Here is a 14,781-nt window from a genome sequence, read left to right as displayed (position 1 = left end):
TTTTTCATTATTCTAAGATATTTGTTTTTAGTTAAATAGTCTTAAAATTTCTGTCCGAGTAAATGTAGTAACTCCAATGAAGAAGCTGCGAGAGTATTGGCTCATGAAATGCTTGTTCAAATGTTTAAAAACCCTGAGTTCAGGAAAGACCTTGAGGAAGCTAAGAAGGAATGGAATTAACTATTCAACAATTGTTCTGAAGGTCAAATTAATTCTGGGTGTTCTCACCTTTTTAGTAGGGGGTAAGCGGTGCAACCAATGGATTTGTGTTGTGCCTTTCATTACCAATAAACTGCCTTTCTCCAAAATGATAGATACAGGTAGTTTTGTAGTTTTGTGTTTAAAAGAGAACTTTCTCTCAGCTCCAAAGCTCAACGAACCAATCGCACCATTCTTTTTTAGGTCTTTTTCACCATCACTATGCCATGCCATGCCTTCACTACCATTATGATATAGATTCACTAAACATGAATTAAACGTCTCACTTGTCTTTTGTTCCACGATCTCTTTAAGTTCCAATAATTCTTGCGTCCACGGTAATGCTTTTTTAGTTGTTTTTGAATAGGTATACGTAAAATCATTATCTCCATACCAGGCGACTTTTCGTTTTGTAATGATGCGTTTTCCAAAAATAATAGCTTCATCATTTTTCCACTCAATGGTATTCAGGAGTTTTTCAAAATAATACTGTGCCTCCTGAAGCGTCATTATATGTCCATAATAATTTACTTCACCATCATAAGGCAAAATATTTGAAACCGAATCGGAATTAAATAAATCCATCATTTCACAATTTATATACAATTTTCATACAAGAAAGATTTATAACAGTATAAATTTAACACATCTCAAATAGTTATTATTTATAACTAATTTTAATCATCTTTAGCCTTTAAAATTGCATATTCTCATGAGTTGGATTAAAACAATAGATTACCACGAAGCAGACGGTTCATTAAAACGAATATACGATCGGGTTAAAGGCCCCAATAACAATGTAGATAATGTATTACTTATCCATTCTTTACGCCCACATACACTCACCGGGCATATGACGCTATATAAAAGTGTTTTACACAACTCAAATAATACATTGCCTAAATGGTATTTAGAAGCCATTGGTGTTTATATTAGTTATTTAAACAACTGCGACTATTGTGTAGCACATCATTTTGCCGGATTTACACGCCTTATTGAAAATTCTGAGAAAGCAGAGTTGTTTATGGAAGCTGTTAAAAATGATACCCTTGATACATTTTTTAATACACAACATTATCAGGGAATTAAATATGCAAAACAAATTACAACTGCATTGGATAGCATTTCAAAAAAAGATATCAATGCATTACTGTCCGTTGGATTTTCAGAAGGAGAAATTCTTGAGATTAATCAGGTAACCAGTTATTTTAACTACGTAAACCGGATGGTTGTTGGACTTGGCGTAAGTACAGAGGGAGATATTATTGGGCTTTCTCCAAATGATAGTGATGACCCAAAAAATTGGGAACACCAATAGAATGTTTTTACAAAGATTGGTAAAAAGGATTAAGAAAATACCAATGAACAATCTGTTACAAAAGAGTACCTTTGTCAAAAAATAAGAACGGATGACTCACAAGGCCGGATTTGTAAATATTATTGGCAATCCAAACGTAGGAAAGAGTACGCTTATGAATGCCTTTGTAGGAGAGCGGCTATCTATAATTACTTCCAAAGCTCAAACTACCCGCCACCGTATTTTAGGAATTGTTAATGGCGAAGATTTTCAAGTGATTTTAAGCGATACTCCCGGAATAATTAAACCGGCATATCAGCTTCAGGAGAGTATGATGGATTTTGTGAAATCTGCTTTTGAAGATGCCGATGTTCTATTGTATTTAGTAGAGTTAGGTGAAAAAGATCTTAAAGATGAAGCATTTTTCAGAAAAATAACGAGTGCGAAAATACCTGTATTGTTACTTATCAATAAAATTGATAAAGGAAACGAAGAAAAGCTTGCTGAAGCCCTTCAGCTGTGGCAGAAAAAAGTACCTAATGCTGAAATATTTGCAATCTCAGCACTTAAAGATTTTGGTGTTGCTGAAGTTTTTAATAGGATTATAGAATTACTGCCAGAGTCTCCTGCTTTTTACCCAAAAGACCAGTTGACGGATAAACCCGAGCGATTTTTTGTGAACGAAACCATTCGTGAAAAGATATTGATGCATTACAAAAAGGAAATTCCTTATGCTGTCGAAATAGATACTGAAGAGTTCTTTGAAGAAGAGAACATCATCCGTATGCGTAGTGTGATCATGGTAGAGCGTGAAACTCAAAAAGGAATTATCATTGGTCACAAAGGCACTGCTTTAAAAAGGGTAGGTGTTGAAGCTCGTAAGGATCTGGAAAAATTCTTTGGAAAACAAGTTCACTTAGAATTATATGTCAAGGTCAACAAAAACTGGCGAAGTGATGCTAAACAGTTACGACGTTTTGGCTATAATAACTAGGCATCAAGTATTTTATTCATAAAAGCATATAACTCATGCATTTCTTTTTTGCCTGCAGATTTACCCATCTTTCCGGCAAAATAAAGCGCAAACCAAATAAGTACAAGTAATATCATTACTGCCAATTGTACCATATATGGATTATCTAAAGAGTGATTACTATATGCCCATACCCCAAAACCAATAAAAAGGGTAGCAACTCCAAAGTGTAAGAACATGAATAATGTCCATACGGTAGGATTGGGGCCAAACAAACCATATAATTCACTTTCCGATTCATTGATTTCCATAATCTCTAAATGGAGTTGAGGAGACCAGAAATGTTGTTTTTCTTTCGGAATTTTAATAAAAACGTGATCGTCCACTCTTGTAATGATATAATTAGACTGATGTTTTTTAGCATTTTCAAAGGCTAACAATACACTTTCGTTGTTTTGTTTTAACTTTTTCTTGAAGCGGGGGCGTAAGACAATCTCGTTGGATAAGTGCATATTTCTATTTTTCAGGCAAGTAAATTATTATTTTTTAAATAAACTAAAACTGACATCGGTCATCCTTCACATAAAAAGAACTACTTTTGCACCGTAAAATTTAGGATATGAGTATTGTTGCCATTGTTGGAAGACCTAATGTGGGTAAATCTACCTTTTTTAATAGATTGATCCAACGCAGGGAAGCTATTGTAGATGCAGTAAGTGGTGTAACGCGCGACCGTCATTATGGAAAAAGTGATTGGAATGGAAAGGAGTTTTCGCTTATTGATACAGGGGGTTATGTAGTAGGGAGTGATGATGTATTTGAACATGAGATTGATAAACAAGTAGAATTGGCTATTGATGAGGCAGATGCCATTGTATTTATGGTCGATGTTGAAAATGGAGTTACAGGAATGGATGAAGAGGTAGCAAAATTACTTCGAAAGTCCCAAAAACCTGTATTTCTTGTAGTCAATAAAGTTGATAGTGCCAACCGTGTTAATGACGCAGTAGAATTTTATTCCTTAGGATTTGAAAAATACTATAACCTTTCCAGTATTAATGGTAGCGGAACAGGAGAATTGTTAGATGATCTGGTAAAAGTATTACCGGATAAGCCTGAAAAAGAAGAAGATGAATTACCGCGATTTGCTGTAGTAGGGCGTCCTAATGCAGGAAAATCATCTTTTATCAACGCACTTATAGGAGAAGACCGCTACATAGTAACCGATATTGCCGGAACAACACGTGATAGTATTGATACAAAATACAATCGATTTGGTTTTGAATTCAATTTGGTTGATACTGCCGGGATACGTAAAAAGAGTAAGGTAAAAGAAGACCTGGAATTCTATTCGGTGATGCGAAGTGTTCGTGCTATTGAACATTGTGATGTTGTAATTTTGGTTTTTGATGCCACTCGCGGATTTGATGGACAGGTCCAAAATATTTTCTGGCTTGCTCACCGAAACAATAAAGGAGTTGTCATTCTTGCCAATAAATGGGATCTGGTGGAAAAAGATAACCAGAGTGTAAAAGAGTTCGAAAAATACATTCGCAAAGAATGTGAGCCATTTACAGATGTGCCAATTGTGTTTATGTCTGTATTGACCAAGCAACGAATATTCAAAGCAATAGAAACTGCTGTTGAAGTCTATGAAAACAGAAGTAAAAAAGTAAAAACAAGTCTATTGAATGATACGATGCTTCCAATAATACAAACGTATCCACCTCCACAACACAAAGGGAAATATGTAAAAATTAAATTCTGTACACAGTTGCCAACACCTTACCCAAGCTTTGCTTTTTTTGCAAACTTACCACAGTATGTAAAGGAACCTTACAAACGTTTTCTTGAAAATAAATTACGGGACAATTTCAATTTTACGGGAGTTCCTGTAACTATTTATATCAGGAAGAAATAGCACTATAATATACTCAGGCTACCTCTTTTTTTCATTGTTGATCGATAGATGAGCATCTTTTCATATACCTGATGTCGTTTATTTTACTATTTATAAATAATTAGTTGACAGCGATTTGGTAGAAATTTCCTACAATTCCAATATAAAATAAGTATTTTCCTACAAATTTCTATTACCAAGTGTTAAAAATGTAAATAAAATGTTAAAATATAATGTATTTTATCGTATTTATAAGTTTTTAATCGAATTAATAGTGTAATATTGTTTCTGTTATTCAAAAGCCCCCAATTATGAAAAACAATGTATCAATACAAAAGTATAACATTAATGACTTGAAAATTCAAACACTTGTTTCAAGTCATCCGGTCGATCTAACCTCTCTACGTATCGATCTCATTTAGAGCATGTAGGCATTTTATTTAATTTTTTTACGTGAATAAAAAAACTACATACCTGTTTTTTTTACTTTTCTTACTTACCTGCCAACTCTCTGCACAGGTACAGGAGCCATTTAGTGTACGTTTTAGTGAATCCATGAAAGGTGACTTTACTACTATCGCTAATAATATGCTTTCCAGGTCAGCTACAGGAAATTATAATGGCAATAATGATAATCATAATTTTAGTGATAATGTATATGTAGATATTGATAATGACCCAAATACATTCAATTCGAGTAGTGCTAATTTTGTAAATCCAAGTACTACAACCTCCTGTATTTCTGTTTTTAAAGCATTTATATATTGGGCAGCTGCAGATACAGAGAGAATCAATGGAAATGATAACCAACCCAATTGGAACTTCGATGATATAAAACTCATGTTGCCGGGTGAGACTAACTACACAACCATTACGGCAGATGATGTTATATTCAGGGGACGAGATACTCACTTTAGTAATGACCCTTATATATGCGTAAAAGACATTACGACTCAAGTAATGGCACTACCCAATAAATATGGAAAGTATCAAGTGGCAAATGTCGAAGCTGCAGAAGGTCAGTTGAGCCATTCGAGCGTAGGGACTTCCGGTGGTTGGCAAATTGTTTTTGTATATGAAAGCCCGGATCTGCCATCCAAGAATATTACCATTTTTGATGGATATGCTCATGTTTCGAGCTTTGTTAATAATTTTGATATCCTATTTGATGGTTTCCAAACCACTCCGGTTGGAAATGTGAACGCAAATATTGTGATGGGTGTATTGGAAGGCGACAGAAACTTAACAGGGGACCGATTACAAATATTGAATGTTGCAAATAATTTTGTAAATATTACTGCACCACAAAGAAATGCAACCAATTTTTTTAATAGTAGAATAACCGTTGGTAATGGAGACTATACAGACCGAAACCCTTCCAGTACCAATACACTGGGTTTTGATGCTGCCGTATTTCAATTGAATAACCCTTCAAATTCGATAATTACAAATAATCAAACAAGTGCTACACTACGACTTACCTCCACTCAAGAAGTATATGGGTTATACCTTTTAGGCCTTGCTGTTGAGGTATATCAACCCGACCTAAATCCAATGGTAATTACTCAAACCAGTGGAGCCAATCCTTCAAATCCCGGCGATATATTAGGGTTCAATTTTAATATTGAGAATACAGGGAATGATAACGCTGTAGATGTTGAGATAACTACCACAATACCTCCTCAGGCAACTTTATTGCCAATAGCCAACTTACCGGTTGGGGTCTCTTATACATACAATATGCCAACGGGCTTACTTAATTTTGTTATTGAAGACGGAATCCTGGATATAGGTGACCCGCCAATCGATATTGAATTTGAATTGCAAATCAAAGATGAATGTTATTTTTTGGAGGATGACTGTGACCTTAGCTTCGATTTACAATTTACCGCTTCTTATGTGGGCGCTGAAAATCCGGATCCGGTAATTACATCAAGTACATCTGATCCCACATCTTGTGTCGCATTACCTTATTCTGTTGTTATAGATCAACCCGTTGTAAATTGGTTGACACCAACAGGATCACTGGATGTGACTTTAAGCTGTGAAGATACTGCCGGCTTAGCAGCAGCTCAAATCTTAGAACCGGAGCCTGACAAGTGTGTTTTTGTACTCAACAAAACTTCCGGTCCTTTTGTGGTGGGTAATTGTCCAAACGTTGGTACTTATACCAATACCTGGAATTTTACTGATGCCTGTGGAGTAACCATCTCAGATTATGTACAAACAATCACTATTACAGATGACATTAACCCAACTGCAAGTGACCCTGTAACGGTCAATGTACAATGTATAGAGGATGTTCCACTGCCGGATATTGCAGTAGTAACCGATGCTTCGGATAACTGCTCTGTTCCAACTGTAGCCTTTGTTTCGGATGTATCAGACAATCTAAGCTGTCCAGAAACCATTACCCGTACCTACAGTGTTACCGATGCCTGTGGTAATTCGATAGAAGTATACCAAAACATTATAATAAGTGATGATATTAACCCAACTGCAAGTGACCCTGTAACGGTTAATGTACAATGTATAGAAGATGTTCCGTTGCCGGATATTGCAGTAGTTACCGATGCTTCGGATAACTGTTCTGTTCCAACTGTAGCCTTTGTTTCAGACATATCGGACAATCTAAGTTGTCCTGAAACCATTACCCGGACTTACAGTGTTACCGATGCCTGTGGCAATTCCATAGAAGTATATCAGAGCATTGTAGTAAGTGATGATATTAATCCAACTGCAAGTGACCCTGTAACGGTCAATGTACAATGTATAGAAGATGTTCCATTGCCGGATATTTCAGTAGTAACCGATGCTATGGATAACTGTTCTGTTCCTACGGTGGCCTTTGTTTCAGACGTATCGGACAATCTAAGTTGTCCTGAAACCATTACCCGGACTTACAGTGTTACCGATGCCTGTGGTAATTCGATAGAAGTATACCAAAACATTATAGTAAGTGATGATATTAATCCAACTGCAAGTGACCCTGTAACGGTCAATGTACAATGTATAGAGGATGTTCCGTTGCCGGATATTGCAGTAGTAACCGATGCTTCGGATAACTGTTCTGTTCCTACGGTGGCCTTTGTTTCAGATGTATCGGACAATCTAAGTTGTCCTGAAACCATTACCCGAACCTACAGTGTTAGCGATGCCTGTGGCAATTCCATAGAAGTATACCAAAACATTATAATAAGTGATGACATTAATCCGACTGCAAGCGATCCTTTGGCAATCAATGTTCAGTGTATAGAGGATGTTCCGTTGCCGGATATTGCAGTAGTAACCGATGCTTCGGATAACTGTTCTGTTCCTACGGTGGCCTTTGTTTCAGATGTATCGGACAATCTAAGTTGTCCTGAAACCATTACCCGAACCTACAGTGTTAGCGATGCCTGTGGCAATTCCATAGAAGTATACCAAAACATTATAATAAGTGATGACATTAATCCAACTGCAAGTGACCCTGTAACGGTCAATGTACAATGTATAGAGGATGTTCCACTGCCGGATATTGCAGTAGTAACTGATGCTTTGGATAACTGCTCGGTTCCAACTGTAGCCTTTGTTTCAGATGTATCGGACAATCTAAGTTGTCCTGAAACCATTACCCGAACCTACAGTGTTACCGATGCCTGTGGTAATTCGATAGAAGTATACCAAAACATTATAATAAGTGATGACATTAATCCAACTGCAAGTGACCCTGTAACGGTCAATGTACAATGTATAGAGGATGTTCCACTGCCGGATATTGCAGTAGTAACTGATGCTTTGGATAACTGCTCGGTTCCAACTGTAGCCTTTGTTTCAGATGTATCGGACAATCTAAGTTGTCCTGAAACCATTACCCGAACCTACAGTGTTAGCGATGCCTGTGGCAATTCTGTAGAAGTACAACAAAAGATTGTGGTGAGTGACGATATAGCACCTGTTTTGGCTTCAGAAATTGATACTGAGATATATATTATATGTGAAGATATTCCGGCTGTTCCTGATCTGCTATTTACTGATAATTGTACGGTGGATATTACCATAGATTATAGTGAGGACATTATTACTTATGATGAATTTAGTTATGATATCATTCGAAATTGGATGACTATGGACGATTGTGGAAATCAAAGCATCGTGTCACAAACTCTATTTGTAAGAAACTCAAATGAATCGGATACTACGTCTACCACACTTTGTATTGATGATGACCCTATTGATCTAGGTACTTTTATAACAAATACTACCGAAATGGACGGTGAATGGCAAGGAGACCATATGGAGTTATTGGAGGAAGGTGTTTTTGATCCTTCAAATGCTAATACGGGTACCTACGAATTTACATATACTTATTCTGAAAACAATTGTGCATGGACTACCATCATCAATGTTTTGGTGAATGACGATTGTGTTCCTGATCCTTGTATTGTTTCGGCGGACGATGTGAAAATTTCAAAATTAGTGACTGCTAATAATGATGGTTACAATGATTTTTTTGAGGTGGATTACAAATTGAATGATGATAGAAATGTTGCCTGTGATATTTCAGTACATGTGCAGATGTTCAATCGATGGGGAATGAAGGTCTATGACGGTAAAAACTATGATGATGATTGGAATGGGGTTGCACCTTCCAGCGCTATAGGTGCTTCGGGCCTTTTGCCAACAGGAACGTATTATTATATAGTTACATTATTAAATAGTGGTTTAGATCCCATAAAGGGATTCATTTTATTAGGAACTGATTAAATGAAACGAGTCAAAAACATAGGGATATTTATAAGCTTGCTGATCATGCCATTGGCAGGTATAGCGCAGCAGTTACCACAGTTTTCACAGTATATATATAATATGATCTCTGTAAATCCTGCTTATGCCGGATCCCGGGAAATTATGGTGGTGAATGTTCTGAACAGGAATCAGTGGTTAGGAGTGGAGGGAGCTCCCGTTACTCAAACATTGTCAGCCCATACTTCAATCCCCAGTACAAATTTAGGGGTTGGATTATCGGTTATCAATGATAAGCTTGGTTATGAAAACACAACCTATACTTTTGCAGATGTTTCATATAAAATCAATCTGGATTATTACGATGAGTACAAACTTACTTTTGGAATAAAGGCTGGATTTCGTAAGTATTCGCTCGATGAAGAATTGTTAAATGATCCGAGATATAGTGGAGATCCGTTTTTGAATAATTTTGATTATAGCTGGTCGCCTAATTTTGGCGTAGGTGTTTATTTTAGAGGGGAATCATTTTACCTGGGATTATCCTCTCCGAAATTATTGACTACGAAAAACAATACTGAATTTGCAGATCTGGAAAGGGTAAGTTATTTTTTCAATGGCGGTTATTTGATGGATGTAAACAGAAATGTAAAATTTAAACCGGCTTTTTTGGTTAAATACACAGATGGCGCACTCATATCGGTTGATTTTTCTTCAATGTTTTTTATCAATGAGTTTCTATGGTTAGGAGGCTCTTATCGATTATCGGATTCGATTGGGGCAATTGTGAATTTTAAAGTTGCCAAAGGTTTATTTATTGGTTATTCTTATGACTATATCACTTCAAATTTAACAGCTTTTACATCCGGTTCTCATGAGATCATGTTGAACTACGAATTTGTTTTTCCTAAGCCAAGGTGTAAATGCAAGAATTTATACAATTAGATAAAGAATATTTGGTTGTATAGGAACCGAAAAGAATTTTCATAAGGCAGTACTACACATTTTTACCAGCTTCCACTGGCACCACCGCCACCAAAGCCGCCTCCGCCAAAGCCACCACCAAAACCGCCTCCGCCAAAACTTCCGCTTCCTCCGCTATAGCCTCCGGTCCGTCCCATATTGCTTAAAATGATGATATCGAGTAGGCTTCCTCCGCCATTACCACGGCCACCACGGCCATTCTTTTTATTGCTTAATGCAATGATAATGATGATAAAAATGATGAATATTAAAATAATCCGCCCGATAGGAAATTCATCACCAAAAGTGCGTTCTTCTTTAAATTCACCATTTAAGGCATCGAAAATTGCATTAGTTCCTTTGTCGAGGCCGGCATAATAATCACCTTTTTTAAATTCAGGGATCATGACCCGGTTGATAATACGTTCGGCCATGAGGTCGGTAATGCGGTATTCAATGCCATAACCCGTATTAATGTCTATGGTTCGGTCATCTTTGGCAAGGATGATAAATATACCATTGTCTTCTTTGGATTGCCCCACACCCCATTTTTGGCCCCATTGCGCACCTAATAATGAGATGTCCTCTCCCTTGGTAGAACTGATTATAGCAACGACTATTTGTGTGGAGGTAGTATCTGCATAGTTTTTCAGCTTGGTTTTTAAAGCATTTTGCTGTGATGTTGTAAGTAAACTAATGTAATCATAAACCGCTTCCTGTTTTTCTTTTTCAGGAATTTCGGGAATTGTAAATTGGGCTGAAATGATTTCAGAAAAAAATAGCACTGTTGTAAACGCTATCAAAAAGTGATATTTCTGAAATTTTTGAAACATTTATCCTACCGAAATTTCATCGGGTAATTCATTGTTATCTTTCTTCTTATAAGGGAAATGGTGCTTCAACTGTTCTCCGGCCTTTAAAATACCGTCTACTAAACCGTCTTTTATATTTCCGTGTTTAAAATGACCGATAATTGCATCTTTAGTACTTTCCCAAAAATGGGGAGGAACTACATCATTTATACCTTTATCTCCCATTATAACCAACATACGGTCTTCCACAGCAATATAAATAAGAACTCCATTGCTAAGCTTTGTATTGTTCATATGTAAGAAGTCAAACACTTCTGTAGCACGGTCAAAAGCATCTATAGTACTATGGGCTTCTAAGTGGACACGTATTTCCCCGGAAGTGTTTTTTTCGGCAACACGTATGGCTTCAATGACTTGAGCTTCTTCTTCGGCAGTTAAAAAATCTTCTACTTTGGACATTTGTGGTCTAGTTTCCAAAATCAAATTCAACTTCGGGAGCCTGATCGCTACCTTCTTCAGCTTCGTAATAGGCTTTGGCATCAAAGCCCAGTATACCGGCACCAAGATTTGTTGGGAACAGACGTATTTCAGAATTAAAGATTCTGGACTGTTCATTGTAACGATTACGTTCTACATTGATTCGGTTTTCGGTACGCTCCAGTTCGTTAATGAGTTCTTTGAAGTTCTCATTGGCCTTTAGGTCCGGGTAGCGTTCAAAAACAGCCAATAATCTTGCTAAGGCAGAACTAAGACCTGCTTGCACTTCTTGGAACTGTGCCAATTGCTGTGGTGTAATGTTTGAAGGATCAATTGTGACTGCTGTTGCTTTGCTACGTGCCTCGATCACTTTTGTAAGTGTTTCCTGTTCGAATTCTGCATACCCTTTAGCAGTATTTACAATATTAGGAATGAGGTCCGCACGGCGTTGATAAGAGCTTTCAACATTAGCCCATTGCGCGGCTACGTTTTCTTCTAACGGCACTAAATTATTATTGACTTTTGCTAACCAGGCTCCGGCCAATAACACAATCACGGCAATGATGATTATCAGGATCCATTTTTTCATAATATAGAGGTTTTATAGTTTGGCTTTAATAGTCTCCAATTTACGAATTATCTCAAATCGGTCAAGGGTTTTTTGTTTGTTTTCTTTTTGTCCTTGATACTTAAACTTCTGTGCAGGCGAGTTTCCGTTCGAAGAAACCGGATGATAATACCTCTTTTGTTTCAACCCAAAGCTGAAATTATTCTAATAACTAAAACTTAATAAACTTTTTGGTAAAATTTTTACCTTGAATAGTTACTTCTGCAAAATATAATCCTGTATTTAAATCAGATGCATTTATGCTGGAATCTGAAGCCTTCTTTGTGATTAGTCATACTACAAAGGTGCTCCGTACTAAAAACTTTTATAAGTTTTACAGCTTATATACGTTTTAACAACTATGAATTTATACTGTATTACATACTAATTGGCTATTTTAAAAGTACTGTGGTATTTAAAATATCATTGCCTCTTATTATTTTAAGAACTGCTTTGTCTTTTTCAATTTCACCAATAGCATTTTCTCTTACATCACCAATTAAATCCTCCAACCCTTTATAAAATTCTTTTTTTACTAATGGTTTATCATCTATGCTAATTATTAAATCTCCAGGTTTAAGTCCGGCATCAAACCCTTTTGAATTTTTAATAACAGTAGTTATTTTAAATGCTACTTCACCACTAAACCCTTTTTGCTGCTTTTCTGTGTTGGATGCATTACCGCCAGAAACACCCAACAACCCTTGTAAATCTCCTTTAAAAACGAAATCTGTTTCTGCGTTAACTAGTTTAATTAAGTAGGCCATTATGTATTGTGTTCTTTTTTTAAGCAACTCGTAATCTAATACATTAGCATGATCTAGAGACGTATGTACATTTTTTCTGCTTCCTGTACCCATTGTAACTGTTGGTTTTTTCCTTAATCCAAAGGCGTAATGATCGCTATTAGCAATCATTCCTGGATAAAATGGCGTCATTTTTACGTTGCTTAATGTGTCAACTTCTTTTCTAATATCTTCAAATATTGGATTAGTACCATAGGATACGTATAAAAATTCTGAATCGTCATTACCAACAATCTTTTCAAGATTTATCATTGCTTTTATATTTTGAAAAGGTACAGGTGAATTATTTACAAAATGGGTTGACCCATTTAACCCATTTTCTTCGGCACCAAAGCCCGTAAATAAAATTGAACGCTTAAGTGGCACATTATTTTCTTTTAAAACTCTCGCTATTTCAATTATTGCTGCAATACTAACAGCATTGTCTATGGCGCTATTCCATATTGTGTCTTTTGAGGCCTTTAGAATATCAATTTCTATATCTTCAGGGCTACTTCTGCCATAATCTGCTTGTCCAATCATTCCTTGACCGTCATGATGCCCGCCAATAACAATGTATTCATTTGGGCTTTCTGTCCCTTTTAGGACGCCTATTACATTTTGAGACTTTAATACTTGCCATGGAATTTTACTATCTAGAACTTCAAAGTCAAACTCTTGAAAATAATGATTCCTCTTATCATTGTTATTAATAGGCTGGAGGCCAGAATTTTTAAATTGTTTAGCAATATAAACACAGGCCATCTTTTCTCCTTCGTAGCCAGATGCACGACCTTGATATTTATCATCGGCTAATTCAAAAACATGCTTTTTCAAATTTTCTGAAGATACCTGATCCAAAATATCGCTAGTAGATAATTGAGTGTTTGAAATACATGAGGCTAGAAATACTGAAGCTAAAAGTAAAGTTATAAAGTTTTTCATTTTATGACCATTTAGTTAACTAAAGGATAAAAAAAAATGAAAGATGTTACACTCCGAATAACAAAACAAAAGGTTTTGTAGTATCCGGCCACATTAATGGCCCCGTTTAGGTCATCATCACTATAGCTTAGTCTCACATTCCCTAAATGATCTTTATACTGGAACACATACTTAAATGCACTATAGGTGATCTCCCCACTACCTGCATCATAGCCTTTTACAGATTTTGTACAGCATTTTCAAAGAACAAGAATAAACCTCTATTAAGAGACTTATTCATTTTATAATTTGGTGATAATCAACATTCAATTTCAATCATTTTCTAAAAGTGCCAGTTTAGGACATTACCGGATGGGGGCTATCAATTACCTATAACTACCACCAATATGATAAAAATAAAACCAATAATTGAAAATAAATAATCTGTAGGTCTTAATTTTCTATTTTCATTTTCCAATTTTTCATTGGGATCTAACCTAAATGTTGTTACGATAAAATAATCACCAAATATTTTTTTATTAATTAGGTTTAAAGTTAAACTGACAAATATTGCAGCAGGTACAGCTTTTAGCCAATCTAAATACGTTCCATTTATAGCTTGCATGTCACTAATGTTTTTGTATTTTAAATAAAATATCAGCTGAAGCACACCAATAATTGACCACAACAATAGCATTTTATTTTTTCTAAGCCTTTTGCTAAATACATCAAAAACTAAAAAAGTAGAAATAACACCAATGATAAAATAAGACTCTTTAATAAGATCTCGATCAAACCATTTATAATAGTAGAAAATAAGTATTAGTAAATGAAAAAGTATGTAGATACAAGTAAATAAATAATCAGTTCTGTCTAATTTTTTCATTCTAAATTCAATTTATTGATTTGCTCTATTATGAACTAATGCCTTATTAGCAAAAAATGTACTGTTAATCTTAACATTATCTAAATTGTATACATCTTTGTATTTTTTGGTGTCAAATAATTCTATAATCTGTACGGGTTTTAGCTCTCCCTCCTCGTTGGAGTTACTACATTTACTCGGACAGAAATTTTAAGACTATTTAACTAAAAACAAATATCTTAGAATAATGAAAAA

General features: G+C 35.7%; 13 protein-coding genes. 5 read left to right on the top strand and 8 right to left on the bottom strand.

Annotated features, from left to right (window positions below; translation table 11 throughout):
- Positions 1 to 180: 180 nt before the first annotated feature.
- Positions 181 to 783: an alpha-ketoglutarate-dependent dioxygenase AlkB family protein gene (locus ACY2RT_RS15185; RefSeq protein WP_490156782.1), complete on the bottom strand. Its 603-nt coding sequence runs from the start codon at positions 781 to 783 to the stop codon at positions 181 to 183.
- A gap of 127 nt (positions 784 to 910) precedes the next feature.
- Between ACY2RT_RS15185 and ACY2RT_RS15180 the strand changes: the two genes are divergently transcribed.
- Both ACY2RT_RS15180 and era read left to right on the top strand, forming a co-directional pair.
- Complete coding sequence (locus ACY2RT_RS15180) at positions 911 to 1,516, top strand: carboxymuconolactone decarboxylase family protein (protein WP_490156781.1); 606 nt, start codon at positions 911 to 913, stop codon at positions 1,514 to 1,516.
- Positions 1,517 to 1,607: 91 nt separating this feature from the next.
- Positions 1,608 to 2,489, top strand: a complete 882-nt coding sequence (gene era, locus ACY2RT_RS15175; protein WP_490156780.1) for a GTPase Era — start codon at positions 1,608 to 1,610, stop codon at positions 2,487 to 2,489.
- Here era and ACY2RT_RS15170 read toward each other — a convergent pair.
- Positions 2,486 to 2,980, bottom strand: a complete 495-nt coding sequence (locus ACY2RT_RS15170) for a GTP-binding protein (RefSeq protein WP_490156779.1) — start codon at positions 2,978 to 2,980, stop codon at positions 2,486 to 2,488. The genes era and ACY2RT_RS15170 overlap by 4 nt on opposite strands.
- Positions 2,981 to 3,087: 107 nt before the next feature.
- On the opposite strand from ACY2RT_RS15170, the gene der reads away from it, so the two are divergent.
- From der to ACY2RT_RS15155, 3 genes are all read left to right on the top strand, one after another.
- Entirely contained in the window at positions 3,088 to 4,389 is a 1,302-nt protein-coding gene (der, locus tag ACY2RT_RS15165) for a ribosome biogenesis GTPase Der (RefSeq protein ID WP_490156778.1), read from the top strand.
- A 432-nt stretch (positions 4,390 to 4,821) separates the two neighbouring features.
- Positions 4,822 to 9,114 carry a T9SS type B sorting domain-containing protein gene (locus tag ACY2RT_RS15160; RefSeq protein ID WP_490156777.1) on the top strand — a complete coding sequence of 1,431 codons (4,293 nt, stop codon included), beginning with the start codon at positions 4,822 to 4,824 and terminating at the stop codon, positions 9,112 to 9,114.
- Positions 9,115 to 10,038, top strand: coding sequence for a PorP/SprF family type IX secretion system membrane protein (locus ACY2RT_RS15155; RefSeq protein ID WP_490156776.1), 924 nt, complete (start codon positions 9,115 to 9,117; stop codon positions 10,036 to 10,038).
- Positions 10,039 to 10,100: 62 nt separating this feature from the next.
- On the opposite strand, the gene ACY2RT_RS15150 is transcribed toward ACY2RT_RS15155, so the two are convergent.
- The 6 genes from ACY2RT_RS15150 to ACY2RT_RS15125 form a co-directional block, all read right to left on the bottom strand.
- Entirely contained in the window at positions 10,101 to 10,889 is a 789-nt protein-coding gene (locus ACY2RT_RS15150) for a TPM domain-containing protein (protein WP_490156775.1), read from the bottom strand.
- The gene (locus ACY2RT_RS15145) at positions 10,890 to 11,327 is read right to left on the bottom strand and encodes a TPM domain-containing protein (protein WP_490156774.1); all 438 of its coding nucleotides are present in this window, start codon (positions 11,325 to 11,327) and stop codon (positions 10,890 to 10,892) included.
- A 7-nt stretch (positions 11,328 to 11,334) separates the two neighbouring features.
- Positions 11,335 to 11,934 carry a LemA family protein gene (locus ACY2RT_RS15140; protein WP_490156773.1) on the bottom strand — a complete coding sequence of 200 codons (600 nt, stop codon included), beginning with the start codon at positions 11,932 to 11,934 and terminating at the stop codon, positions 11,335 to 11,337.
- Positions 11,935 to 12,124: 190 nt separating this feature from the next.
- Positions 12,125 to 12,241 (bottom strand): T9SS type A sorting domain-containing protein, encoded by a 117-nt coding sequence (locus tag ACY2RT_RS15135; protein WP_490156783.1) that lies wholly within the window; start codon positions 12,239 to 12,241, stop codon positions 12,125 to 12,127.
- 103 nt (positions 12,242 to 12,344) lie between these two features.
- Positions 12,345 to 13,682 carry a M28 family peptidase gene (locus tag ACY2RT_RS15130; RefSeq protein WP_490156772.1) on the bottom strand — a complete coding sequence of 446 codons (1,338 nt, stop codon included), beginning with the start codon at positions 13,680 to 13,682 and terminating at the stop codon, positions 12,345 to 12,347.
- A 361-nt stretch (positions 13,683 to 14,043) separates the two neighbouring features.
- Positions 14,044 to 14,547 carry a hypothetical protein gene (locus ACY2RT_RS15125; RefSeq protein WP_490156771.1) on the bottom strand — a complete coding sequence of 168 codons (504 nt, stop codon included), beginning with the start codon at positions 14,545 to 14,547 and terminating at the stop codon, positions 14,044 to 14,046.
- Positions 14,548 to 14,781: the final 234 nt, after the last annotated feature.

The organism is Ulvibacter sp. 2210JD10-4 (assembly GCF_058148525.1).
This window is presented reverse-complemented; position numbering and strand designations above follow the sequence as displayed.

Bases quoted from the DNA above. Each gene is read 5' to 3' on its own strand.
- ACY2RT_RS15185 (WP_490156782.1), bottom strand. From the start codon at position 783: ATGGATTTATTTAATTCCGATTCGGTTTCAAATATTTTGCCTTATGAT.
- ACY2RT_RS15180 (WP_490156781.1), top strand. From the start codon at position 911: ATGAGTTGGATTAAAACAATAGATTACCACGAAGCAGACGGTTCATTA.
- era (WP_490156780.1), top strand. From the start codon at position 1,608: ATGACTCACAAGGCCGGATTTGTAAATATTATTGGCAATCCAAACGTA.
- ACY2RT_RS15170 (WP_490156779.1), bottom strand. From the start codon at position 2,980: ATGCACTTATCCAACGAGATTGTCTTACGCCCCCGCTTCAAGAAAAAG.
- der (WP_490156778.1), top strand. From the start codon at position 3,088: ATGAGTATTGTTGCCATTGTTGGAAGACCTAATGTGGGTAAATCTACC.
- ACY2RT_RS15155 (WP_490156776.1), top strand. From the start codon at position 9,115: ATGAAACGAGTCAAAAACATAGGGATATTTATAAGCTTGCTGATCATG.
- ACY2RT_RS15150 (WP_490156775.1), bottom strand. From the start codon at position 10,889: ATGTTTCAAAAATTTCAGAAATATCACTTTTTGATAGCGTTTACAACA.
- ACY2RT_RS15145 (WP_490156774.1), bottom strand. From the start codon at position 11,327: ATGTCCAAAGTAGAAGATTTTTTAACTGCCGAAGAAGAAGCTCAAGTC.
- ACY2RT_RS15140 (WP_490156773.1), bottom strand. From the start codon at position 11,934: ATGAAAAAATGGATCCTGATAATCATCATTGCCGTGATTGTGTTATTG.
- ACY2RT_RS15130 (WP_490156772.1), bottom strand. From the start codon at position 13,682: ATGAAAAACTTTATAACTTTACTTTTAGCTTCAGTATTTCTAGCCTCA.
- ACY2RT_RS15125 (WP_490156771.1), bottom strand. From the start codon at position 14,547: ATGAAAAAATTAGACAGAACTGATTATTTATTTACTTGTATCTACATA.